Below are 11,784 nucleotides of genomic sequence, written 5' to 3' on the forward strand. Positions count from 1 at the left end.
TCCGACTGCCTTTTTCTTCTATACTCATAAATGCAGGGGAAAGCGCTTACATTTGCGTGAACATCCAGGACGGTCATCGGTGCAATCCTTGAGATATCTTCCTTATCTCAAGCAAAAAACAATCCTGAAAATATGAATGGATAAACACATGGCTTCAACAGGTATCGAATCAGGCTGTCCTTATTTCTGACGAACCAGAAAAGGAGGAAAGAAAATGAAACTGAAAATCATAACCCCAGACAACGGAAATTTTCAAACACGACCCAAGGTGCTTCTTATCTCTTCCGAATCCGAACAGATCGACCAGCGGATTGTTCAAAGCGTATTTTCAAGAGTTTACTGCTCGATTCTGATGCTCGACGGAAACATCGAGGAAATGACTGAGACTGACATGGAACAGCTTGAAAACGTATTTCTGGCTGTCGTACCCGTTACCGCATCGCTGCTCCAGAAGCAGTCCTTCCTGAAAGACAATTTATTGCCTTTTCTTGACCGAAATAAGCTTCCTGCACTTCCCATATTAAGCGATTCGAGCCTTATTGACGACTATGCGGAAGTGTTTGGAGATCTTCAGTTTATTGAGCTGGAACCCGATCTGCTCAAGGGAAAGACGCTGGAAGGGAAAATGGAGGAATATCTGGATAAGATGTTTGTCAGTCTGGATGTTATTGAAAAGATCCAGTCTTCCTTCCGGCTTCATCTTTTTATAAGCTACCGGAAAAAAGACTGGCAGTACGCACAGAACCTCATGGGATACCTTCAGTCTCTGGAAACGTCATGGGATGTCGCGTTATGGTATGACGATTATCTGATCCCTGGTGAAGATTTTAATCAGGTGATCAAAGAGAATCTGGAAAAGAGTGAAGTTTTCACACTGCTGGTAACCCCGGCACTGGAAGAAGAAAACTATATCAGTAAACAGGAATACCCTTTGGCTCTGGATGCGAAAAAAACGATAATTCCAATCGAAATGGAATCAGCGGATTCAGAAAAGCTCGCCCGTCTCTATAAAGATCTTCCGGAAATTCGTTCGGTGAGTGACCCCGTTTTACGCAAACGACTGAACCGGCTTCTCCAGTCCGATACTTCATTCGATGGCAGCGATCCCTCAAAGCTTTATTATCTCGGGCTGGCACTTCTCAAAGGAATCAATAAAAAAAGAAACGGTGAAAAGGCAGAAATGCTGATCGGACAGGCTGCCGAAAAAGGCTATATTGAAGCGTTCAGAAAATTGTCGGAAATGTATTTCTCTGGCGATGGAGTCCGCCGAAATTATCGGACCGCTTTAACGTACGCTAAACGATACCTTTTCAGGTGTGCTGAACAGTTTGCGAACAGGAGGGACCAGGAGCATGCCCTGCAGCTTTACCTTGCGCTAAAGGGATACCTTCAGGATCTGATCCATCTTGGGCTGTACAAAGAAGCGGAGAAGGAAGTAAACGACTCCCTGCTTCCGATTATGCAGGCGTTAAAAGAGAGCCAGTTTGATGTATATCCTTTAACCGTTCTTCTGTTTTCCACTCTCGGCCAGGTCAAAGAAGCGCAGGGAAAATATGAAGAAGCATTACGCGCTTACCGCTCTCTTACCAATATTCTGGCAGATCGCCTCGAAGAGAGTGTCGAACTGCTGGATGTCTACTGGAAAGCCTGGTACGACAGGATCTCCATCCTGCAAAAGCAGAATCATCTCAGTGAAGCCAGAAGAACTTTGAATGCATTCAAAAAGACGCTGAACGACAGCTCTGGCGCGGATGTATACAGTACTCGATTGAAATGGGAAGCGTACTTAACGGGTCTTGAAGCGACATTGCTGTGTGAAGAAAAGGATATGGATGGGGTTTCCAATCTGCTGAAGAAAATTGAGGACATGATCCAAAACAGCACCACTGGATACGCCTTCTGCAAAGAATACTTAGAAAAAACAGATTTGATGCTGAAGGCCTGGCTGTCCAGGGAACAGGAAGACTATGTGCAGTCGGCTCGAACCTTACGACAGCTGGAAAAAATTCTGCTTGACAAAGGCGCTTACCTTTCGCCGTCCGATCAAAGCAGTCTGGCTCATATATACAGGCTGATGGGCGAGAATTATATGCGCCTGAACAAACCGGCCTGTGCGCGCTCTTATTTTGAAAAAGCCATAAAAAGAATCTCTGACATTCAAAACAGGACGCGAGATGACAATCTGGAAATGATTCTTTGTTTATACGGGCTTGGAGAAAGCCATTCTCTTACCGATTCAGAAAAACAGGCCAAAAGCTGTTATCAGATGGCCCTGCTGAAAATGCAGGACTGCACGGTAGAGAAGAACCAGCTGAACAAAGACAAAATAGATTCGGAAAAAGTTTCCATGCGCTTTCCAGAAGCGGCAGCTTCGATTCGAAAAGCGGGTCTGTTCTTTGAACGTCAAAGGGATCCAGAACGGGCGATTCAGTTTTATAGAGAGGCTTTGAATCAGCTGAATGCCTTTCCTGCAAATTCCGATCATCCCGATTCTCTGGAAAATGTACTGGAGAGCGATATGGGACGCATCTTTTATGGCTCAGGAGACCTTGAAACGGCGCTGGGCCATTTCGAAAAAAGCGTTCAGTCCGCACGGAAAGACTACGACTTGCGACGCGATGATCTTTCGCTTCAGAATCTGTTCACAGCCTTGAGCAACGCAGCCCTATGCGCTCTGCAATCGGGCGATCACATAAGAGCTTTGAAGCATTTTGTAAGCTGGTGGAAGATTCGGTCCGTCTTGTCTGCAGAGGACTGTGCCAGTTGCGATACCCTTTTGCAGGACGAGATGATTTTGAAAAATATTGCGGATCTGTATCCTCAGCAGGAGGATGAAGAAAGCGAAGCTGTATACCGCAGGATTCTTTTAAAACGGCTCCAGAAGCTTTATAAACTGGATCCGGATCCCGATACACGCACTCGACTGGAAAATTGCGCCATACGAATCATAACCATCTGTCAGCACCAGAATATTGCGCAGGCGGAGCCTGAACTTGAATTTCTGATTCCTAGGATTGAAGAGGATCTGGAAGAGGAGAACTCTACGGAACTCACGCTTTTCCTTGCCATTCTGAAATATCAGTATGGACAGGTTTTATATATTCAGGACAGGGATTCTGAAGCGCTTCGAGTTTTATATGAGGCCAGTGCGCTGTTTGAAAAAACTTCGGACACAGCGGAATATGAGGACTATCGTTTCCGTCATTATTCTCTTCTTGTACTGGCCGGAAGAAGCTGCATGAATCTGAAGGATTATGAGCAGGCAAAAAATGTTCTGCTGGAAGATTCCGCTCTGGTAGAAAAGGATATCTTTCGTTTTTATGGACGCAGCCCGGAAAACGACGAATACACCTGGGAAAACTGCTGCATCGTGAATGGATATCTTGCGAAGGCTCTGATTCCGTTAGAAGCGTATGATCTGCTCTGTTCGAAAACACAGAGATTAATCGATCTGTTCTGCCAGATCGGAAATCTGGAGAATGAAAATGATTTTTCAGAAGTCCTTGGTTTCGTCGATACGATCGTTGATCATCTCGAATCCGCACCGCTGGAATACCAGCTCAGAGTTTCCGGGATCGGTATTGAACTGATCCTTGGAAAACTCAGGAAAGCATGGAACTCGGATGTGTTTAAAAAACTCAAACAGAGGCTTTCCTTCCCATTCAGAAAAGCAAAAGCAGCGGCATGGAAATCGGGATTGTTTGCGGTTTATCAAGAACAGATGGAGATTTTCGACAGTCTTTACGAAAGGTATGGTCTCCCTGTAATTCAGGCAGAACGGGGGAAAGCCGCATATCTGGCTGGCAGCTGTTTTTACGATCTGCACGAATTTGAAATCGCGGTCCAGATTTTCATTGAAGTTCTTGAAGGTTTTCAAAATCTGTATTTGACGGAAAACGGACTTTCAAAACAATATCTGGAAGCCTGGATGAATACGTATGACCGTCTGGGGGATATGTATTCAAGAACCGGGGAATGGCAGAATGCCGAAGCTTCTTATCATCATGCTATTCAACTGGCCAGAAAAAAGCTTCAGTGCGAACATGCGGATGTTTTCGACGAGAGGGATCTAGGGATTACGGAACTTCATTATGGAATCTCGCTGGCTGAACAAAACTATGTTCAGGAAGCGCTTTCGATATTCACCAGACTGCAGCCCAGATTTCAGGCTCTGGCCGAGAGAAAGAAGCAGCGTTTATATTATCGGGATCTGGACAATCTCAATTACTGGCTGTCCCTCATCTGTAAAAAAGCCGGACTGAGGGAGGTTTCAAATACGAAGGATCCAGTTTCGTCTGAGGATCCAAAAGCCTCTGCCTCTAAAAAATAGCGGATCTGGCGAGATGGATCAGGCGATCCCCGGTCTTCTGGGTAGGAAACCAGAAACTGCCGACGCAAACGCCAGACGCTCCATTCCATAAATCCAATAAACCGCACAGGGAAAATAAAAGGCCTTATGCGGTTTTCTTTTGCGGGTTATAAAACGGGAAATTCCGTTTTAGAAAAAATTGGGAACGGCGTATGGGGTGTACATCCAAAATAGCGAAGACGGTGAAAATTCGCATCACGAACCTGCAGAAAACACCCCTGCCGGATGGATGAAGGCGGGGTGCTGTACAAAGGAGACAGAAAGGATACAGATGAAGAGGTACAGATTTAGAAAGGAATGAGGAAGATAGGATCGGATGGGGCGAAATCCGGTCCGTTTATTTCCTCAGGCTCTGTCACTTCAAGGTGCGGGCGAATTATTCACCGAAGTGTTCCAGAAGCATTTTTTCGGCTTTGGCCGACCAGAGTCCGCGGTTGGCTTTGCAGACTTTGTCGAGCTCGTAGAAGAACGGATCCTGCTTGCCGAGGCTGGCCAGATCGTCGATCGCGGTCATCGGCATGTCGATGTGGGTGTAGACGAGCTTTTTGCCGCCAGGTATGTTTGGCAGATCCTTGGTAACGTCTACAGCGGAAGCGAGACCGCCAACGTGGGTGATCATGACCGCGGAATCGATGCGTCCGTCGGCGTTCTTTTCGATGGCTTCTTTCATGTCATCGATGGTACCGCCGGTCGAGCCGATGATTTTGGTACGGGAGTAGTGGCTGTCGTACAGGTTGCAGGTGGCGGAGAACTTCGGATCGGTCGGGCCGGCGAAGAGGTTCATGCAGCCGTCGTAGGCGAGCAGGCGGTTACCCATTTCGCATACAGCCCGGTTCGGAATGTAGACGAAGACATCGTCGTAGCCTTTGCCGCCGGTGATGTCGCGCAGTTCTTTTTCGGCATCTTCCATTTTGGCGGTGTTTACGTAAATGAGTTCAACGCCGTTTCTGGCAGCTTCTTCTTCGCTGATGACTTCTCTGGCACGGTGAATGCGATCATCGCTGATTTCCGTAACCACGATGCGTTTTGGCTTGTTTTCAAAGGTCAGGCCATAGGAGATGGCGCCAAGACCCATCGGGCCGCATCCGCCAAGGATCAGGATATCGCCGCCTTCTTTCGTACCCATTACGTGCTGGTACGTGCCAGGAATCGTGTGGTAGTTGGTGTGATAGCCGCCGATGCAGCAGGAAACGGGTTCGGCTACTGAACTGGCGAAGTAGGCGTCGCCATCGTACGTCCAGAGGCATCCGGATTCAATGATGTGGTTGGGGAAAATGCAGTATTCGGTGTCGCCGCCGCAGTAACGGTAGGAGTATCCCGGGGATTCCATCTGACCGGGGATGGCCGGCTGCTGCGCGAATTTCTGACCGGGCTTGAACTGGTTCTGCCATTTCTTGCCGACTTTCACGATGTCGCCGGCGAATTCGTGGCCGATGATGATCGGGTTGTCGTATACGTCGTTTGGTACGCGTTTATGTTTCGCACCCTGTTTTACGGTTTTCCAGGTGGACATGCAGATGGAGTCGGATACGACTTTTACCAGGATTTCGTCATCCTGAATTTCCGGCAGTTCAAATTCGTCAAGACGGATGTCGTCTACGCCATACAGGCGGATCGCTTTTGTTTTCATGATTTAGATCTCCTTCCAGGTTACTTCCTGTTTCAGTGTTTCTACGGTTGCTGCATCAGCGGGCTGCGTGCCTTCGGTCATGCAGGCGCCGGTGGACATGGCAACCGCCAGCGTGATGGTGTCTTCCAGATTCATTTCATGCTCCAGGCTGTAAGCCAGGGCAGCGACCATCGCGTCTCCAGCGCCGACGGCGGACTGGAACGGGATTTTCAGTGCCGGAGCCTGAAGCGCGCGGTCTCTGGTTACGAAGAGGCTTCCTTCAATGCCCATCGAGATAACGACCAGCTTGACGCCTTCGTTTATGAACGTTCTGGCCAGTTCGATCATGGTTTGAGCGTCCATGTCTTCTTCGCGCTTTCCAAAGTACTGGGCGAGTTCGAAGCGGTTGGGCTTGATAATGTCCGGATGGGCCTGAATCCCTTCCTTAAAGAGTCCGCCGTCCGCGTCGAGAATGACCTGCAGGCCGCTTGCGTGCGCTTTTTCGGTCAGCGTGCGGTAAATGTCTTTGGGAACGCCCGGTCCGGTGTTGCCGCAAAGAACGAGAATGCCCTCGCGATCCGAAAGCTGATCGATCAGCTTGTCGAGATCGTCTTTGGTGCACATCGGTCCGGCTTCGTTGAGCTCAGTCAGGTTCATTTGGGCGTCGAGCACTTTCAGATTGGTTCGTGTGCTGCCTTCGATCTGGACGAAGACGTGATCGATGCCGAGATCGTCGAGACGGTCTTCAATGAACTTGCCGGCCGATCCGGCCAGAAAGCCGGTGGCAATGCTGTCCTGGCCGATCGCCTTGAGCGTCTTGGAGACATTGATGCCTTTTCCGCCTGCGTCCTGACGGACGTTCTCAAGGCGGTTGAGGCCGCCGGCGATCAGCTGCGGAACCTGTGCGGTTTTATCGATCGCCGGATTGAAGGTAACGGTGGTAATCATGCAGCCTCCATGGTCATGATCCTGTGGATCAGATCGGGATCGCCCGCAACGACTTTTTCAACCATCTCCATGTCGCCTAAGCGCTCGGCGATGTTCTGCAGGATAGTGATGTGCTCATCGGTTGTGGCGGCGATGCCGATGACGATGCGGGCCCGGCTGCCGGCCCATTCCACACCGTCGGGATACACCTGGATGGCCAGACCGGTTTTCTTCACGCAGTCTTTTACTTCGTATTCGCCGTGCGGAATAGCGATGTCGTTGCCAATGTAGGTGGTCAGAGAATGATCGCGGTTGAGCATGCCCTGAATGTAGCCTTCGGAAATGTAGCCGGCATCGAGCAGCATCTGGCCGACGGAGACGATGGCTTCATCGCTGGTTGCGGCTTTGCATCCGGTGCGGATGTTTTCCTTACTGAGGATTTCGTTTTTGGGTTCTTCGGCTTTTTTTTTCTTAAAAAACAGTGCCATGAGAGGGCTCCTTTCTGATTCCTGTGCGGAATGTTCGATGGATCGGTACGATCCGACAGTCTGGCTGCTGGAAAATTCAAAATATTGAGGCGTATAAAGCGGGAAAGCTTTATGCAGGACCGGCTTTTCTTAAAAGCCGATTCGGCTCTGAATGCGGTGGAGATAGCCGCTGAGAATGCGGTTGAGCGCTTCGTGCCGCTTGGAATCGGGTCCGCTTTTGAGCGTGTTTCGAAACGCGGGATCAAGAGCGAGCGCAACGTTGAGTTCGCTGAGCGCTTCCTGCATCGCCTTGGTGTGCTGTTCGGGAAGAATGGTGACCAGAATGACTTGCAGGCCGTTATGGAAGGTACCGTCATCTGGAACAAGCACGGCGACCTGGGGCTTGTCGGTGCCCTGGCTTCGGGTATGGAAGAGTCCAAATCCTTCGTCGGGATCGACGACGGGTCCGAGCTGTTCGCGGGTGAGAAGATCGCGCTCAAGGCGCTCAGAATCGCCTTCGAAAACCGAAGCGGCTTCGTGAATCAGTTCGTCGGCGGTTTTCCGATCGGAATGGATGATTGGTATCCGGTTGAGCAGCGGACGAATGGCCTGAATGGCTTCTTCTAGTTCCAGCAGATCCTGATCCATACCGGCCTGGGCGCTTTCAAGCGGCGCTGGTGTGGTCTGCATGAGGGCCAGCTGTTCCTGAATCTTTTTCAGGTCGCTCACCGGCAGCATCGGCGAAACCTGAATGAACGGCGCCGGAAGTGTGCCGGGATAAAACGTAGTAATGAAGAGCTCGAGATCTGCGCGTTTTCTGGCCTGGGCCAGCGAGAGGTTTTCGAGATCCATCTGGCTGGAGAACGCCTTATCCAGACGGGCACGAAGCAGGGCGGAAACGCCGATGCCGCTGGCACAGACGACAGCTGCGTGAATCTTTCGCCGGTACTGATAGCCGCTTCGCTCGAAGCAGGCGCCGACGTGCATCGTCAGAAAACCGATTTCCTCATCCGAGAGGGGAAGGGAAAGCGTGCGTTCGATCGACGCTGCCGCGTTTCGTGTCTTTTCAAAGAGGGCTTCGTACTGCTCCTTTAATGAAGAGAGCAGCGGGTTGTAAATGGGAAGGCCTTTTTTCAGGCGGATGACCGTCGGTTCGAGGTGGGAAAGCAGGCCCTGAATGAACTGCGGGTCGGTACTGAGCAGCGCGGCGTCGCCCGGCGGGAAGCTTTCCACAAACTGTCTGGCCAGTTCGAGAATTTCGTTCTGGTCGTGGTCAAGCGTACCGGTGGCGGCGTTGACCTTGGCTCCGCGCAGATGAAGCGCGATGGCATCGATTTCGGATTCCGGAAAGGTCAGTTCAAATTCGTCTTCCAGCAAGGAAGTGATTTTTCTGGCTTCCTGCCGGCTTTCTTCCAGATCCGGCAAGCCTTCGATGCGCTCGCTGGCCGGTTCGCCGGCCTGGATGCGCTCGAGAGCGATGACGAGATGAATGACCAGTCCGATATAGGAGTTCTGTTCGTAGCGGCTTAATCCAAGTTCTTCGCGCCGCTCGGAAAACAGGTCGAGAATCCGTTTGAGGATGTCCTGATTGAGCAGGGAGAAGATGGCACTTCCGTTGAAAATCTGTTCGAGGACGGTATCGGGATCGAGATAGTCCACGGTTTTGTATTCGACGCCGTCACGGACCAGTTCGGCCATGGCGCGTCGTCTGGCGTCTTCGCTGCCTTCAATGGTTCCGTCTTTGGAAAGCCGGAGATCCCAGGCGTCCAGACGGGGCTGCAGGTCTTCAAGATCGTGCGAGATCGTCGCTTCCGAAACCTGAAACCGGGCGGCATAGACAATGAGCTTTTCTTTTTCTTCGGCCCGCAGCAGTTCATACAGAAGCATGTCCTGCCGTTCGTCTTTATCGAGTGCGCCAGGCGCCTGTCTTGTGTCGAGGGCTCTGGCGAGTTTTTCTCTGTCCCCGTTGAGCGAGAGGCCGGGCCGTCGGGAAAGGGACAGGCCGTATTGTTCGAGAATCAGCCGGATCGATTCGAGTTCGCGAAACAGCGTTCGTCGACTCACCCTGACTTTGGCAGCCAGCTGCTCAGTGCTGATGGTCTGTCCGTCTTCAAGGTCCAGAAGCGTCCGGAAGATTCGAATCTGTCGTTGAGTAAGGTTCATAAGCGTGGCGTGTTTTTAAAGGGACGTTTCCTTTGTGAAGTTCAGAGAGGAAACCATGCAGGTGAAACGAGGGAAAACGAGGAGGGATCCAGGGCGATGGATCCCTGTGGAAATGAGAGATTAGAAAGGGTCAGGTATTTAGCCGGCGATTTCTTCGACGATGGCGTCGTATTCGCTGCCGCCCATGAAATTGGTGATTGGACGGATCGTCGCGTTCGGACACTGCTGTCTGGCGCGGTCGGCAAGGGACTCATGCGTTACAACAAAGGCGGTATCGCTGGCGAGATCGTTGATGGCGCAATGGGTAACGAGAATGTTCAGGCCGGCGGCTTTCAGCTTTTTGGCAAGTGCCGCGGCGCCCATGGCGGAGGAGCCCATGCCCGCATCGCAGGCAAAGACGATTTTTTCCAGTGCACCAGGCGCTTTAGAAGGTTTGGCTTGAGCTGGGCTGGAAGTGTTCGAGAGCAGATCGGAAACGATGGCATCGTATTCAGCACCGCCCATGAAATTGTTTACCGGATAGATTTTTGCGTTTGGACATTTGGTGCGGACGCGATCGACCAGGCTGGCCTGGGTAACGATGGCTTCCATATCGTAGGGAAGATCGTTAATGGCGTAATGCGGAACCGTACAGTCTGCGCCGGCGGCTTTCAGCTTTTTCGTCAGTGCTGCAGCGCCCATGGCGGAAGAACCCATGCCGGCATCGCAGGCGAAGGCAAGTTTCGGCAGTTTCACGTCGGCCTGAATCAGGACTGGAGCAGCCGCTGGAACGGCCTGGCCTTTGGATGCGGATTTGGAAGAAGCGACTTTTTGTTTTGCGGCTTCCATGTCTTCGTCTTTGCCGAATACTTTGAGCAGAACGCAGTTCAGACCGAAGGAAACGGCGAAGGCAATCGCGATGGAAAGAATGACGCCGAGATAGCTGTCACGGGCGGTCATGCCGAGGATGGCAATGATGGATCCAGGAGAAGCTGCGGAAACCAGACCGGAATTAAAGATCGAGTTGGTGATGACGCCGGCCATGCCGCCGCCGATCAGACCGACGATGGTGATCGGATTCATCAGAACGTACGGGAAATAAATTTCGTGAATACCGCCGAAGAATTCGATAATCATGGCACCTGGAGCGGATTCTTTCGCATTGCCCTTGCCAAAGAACCAGTAGGCGAGCAGAAGGCCTAAGCCGGGACCTGGATTGGATTCAATCAGGAAGAAGATGGATTTGCCGGTTTCGGCAACCTGATTCATCCCCATCGGGGTGAATACGCCGTGGTTAATCGCATTGTTAAGGAAGAGAACTTTTGCCGGTTCAACGATCAGGCTCGTCAGCCAGAGCATGCCGTGATGAACGAGGAAGGCAACGCCGGTTTCAAGAGCGGAAGTAAGAACTTCGCAAAGCGGACCGATGGCGAGGCAGCCAAGGATCGCGAGGATGGCACCGAGGATGCCGGCGGAGAAGTTTGTGAATAACATTTCGAAGCCCTGCGGTGTGCGCGGGGTGATGAACTCATCCACTTTCTTCATGCACCAGCCGCCGAGCGGGCCGACCGCCATGGCGCCGATGAACATCGGGGTTTCTACGCCGGCGGCTACGCCGATGGCTGCGCAGGCGCCGATGATGCCGCCGCGTTCGCCGTAAATCATTTCGCCGCCGGAGTAGGCGATGAGTACGGGCAGCAGGAAGCGCTGCATAGGGGAAACAATTTGATTCAGTGTCTCATTTGGATACCAGCCTGTAGGGATGAAGAGTGCCGTGATAATACCCCAGGCAATGAAGATGGAAATGTTCGGCATGACCATTCCGGAAAGGAATCGGCCGAACGTCTGAAGCTTCTGTTTCATATCGTTTTGTTCCTTTCTTTGTTGATTCCATCCTACGTGGTTTATTTTTGGCCTACAACGGTTTCAAATTGACATTTGGCATTGCGAAAAGTGCCAGAATTTTTAAAAATCGGCACCGCGTTCCATGCCATGACACCGGGCTTGTACGACTGGTCATAAAAAAGTACATACGTCCATCTTCTTTCTTTCACGAAAAAGCAATTTCAGAAATTCTTTGCGGAAAACGGTTTTAAAGCAGATGCGTACAAGCTTTTCTGAGCCAGAACATTTTGTTGAAAAAACGTAAGCGTCAAATAAAAGACGGGTATTTTCTCGACCGCCTCCTTGGGATAATTCCTTTATTCAAGGAGGCTTTTTCATGGAATCAATCATCCCTGCAATCGATCTCGGTATCGATTTCTCCAAAG

6 protein-coding genes are annotated in these 11,784 nt (G+C 51.0%); 1 reads left to right on the top strand and 5 read right to left on the bottom strand.

The window, feature by feature from the left end:
- Positions 1–214 precede the first annotated feature (214 nt).
- Positions 215–4,330, top strand: a complete 4,116-nt coding sequence (locus tag Afil_RS05710) for a TIR domain-containing protein (protein WP_230267605.1) — start codon at positions 215–217, stop codon at positions 4,328–4,330.
- Between the two features lie 415 nt (positions 4,331–4,745).
- Here the strand turns inward: Afil_RS05710 and Afil_RS05715 are convergent, their stop codons facing one another.
- From Afil_RS05715 to Afil_RS05735, 5 genes are all read right to left on the bottom strand, one after another.
- The gene (locus tag Afil_RS05715) at positions 4,746–5,999 is read right to left on the bottom strand and encodes a zinc-binding dehydrogenase (RefSeq protein ID WP_230267606.1); all 1,254 of its coding nucleotides are present in this window, start codon (positions 5,997–5,999) and stop codon (positions 4,746–4,748) included.
- 3 nt (positions 6,000–6,002) lie between these two features.
- A complete protein-coding gene (gene pfkB / locus Afil_RS05720) occupies positions 6,003–6,926 on the bottom strand; it encodes a 1-phosphofructokinase (RefSeq protein ID WP_230267607.1) in 924 nt (307 codons plus the stop codon).
- Positions 6,923–7,393, bottom strand: a complete 471-nt coding sequence (locus Afil_RS05725; protein WP_230267608.1) for a PTS mannitol transporter subunit IIA — start codon at positions 7,391–7,393, stop codon at positions 6,923–6,925. The genes pfkB and Afil_RS05725 overlap by 4 nt, the downstream gene beginning before the upstream one ends.
- Positions 7,394–7,522: 129 nt before the next feature.
- Complete coding sequence (locus tag Afil_RS05730; protein WP_230267609.1) at positions 7,523–9,535, bottom strand: BglG family transcription antiterminator; 2,013 nt, start codon at positions 9,533–9,535, stop codon at positions 7,523–7,525.
- 138 nt (positions 9,536–9,673) lie between these two features.
- On the bottom strand, positions 9,674–11,377 hold the full coding sequence (locus Afil_RS05735; RefSeq protein WP_230267610.1) for a PTS mannitol transporter subunit IIBC: 1,704 nt from the start codon (positions 11,375–11,377) through the stop codon (positions 9,674–9,676).
- Between the last annotated feature and the right edge of the window lie 407 nt (positions 11,378–11,784).

The organism is Allobaculum fili, assembly GCF_020969955.1.
Classification (GTDB): Bacteria; Bacillota_I; Bacilli_A; order Erysipelotrichales; family Erysipelotrichaceae; genus Allobaculum; species Allobaculum fili.

Excerpts from the sequence above, each read along its gene's own strand:
- pfkB (WP_230267607.1), bottom strand. The coding sequence starts at position 6,926 with ATGATTACCACCGTTACCTTCAATCCGGCGATCGATAAAACCGCACAG.
- Afil_RS05715 (WP_230267606.1), bottom strand. The coding sequence starts at position 5,999 with ATGAAAACAAAAGCGATCCGCCTGTATGGCGTAGACGACATCCGTCTT.
- Afil_RS05710 (WP_230267605.1), top strand. The coding sequence starts at position 215 with ATGAAACTGAAAATCATAACCCCAGACAACGGAAATTTTCAAACACGA.
- Afil_RS05735 (WP_230267610.1), bottom strand. The coding sequence starts at position 11,377 with ATGAAACAGAAGCTTCAGACGTTCGGCCGATTCCTTTCCGGAATGGTC.
- Afil_RS05730 (WP_230267609.1), bottom strand. The coding sequence starts at position 9,535 with ATGAACCTTACTCAACGACAGATTCGAATCTTCCGGACGCTTCTGGAC.
- Afil_RS05725 (WP_230267608.1), bottom strand. The coding sequence starts at position 7,393 with ATGGCACTGTTTTTTAAGAAAAAAAAAGCCGAAGAACCCAAAAACGAA.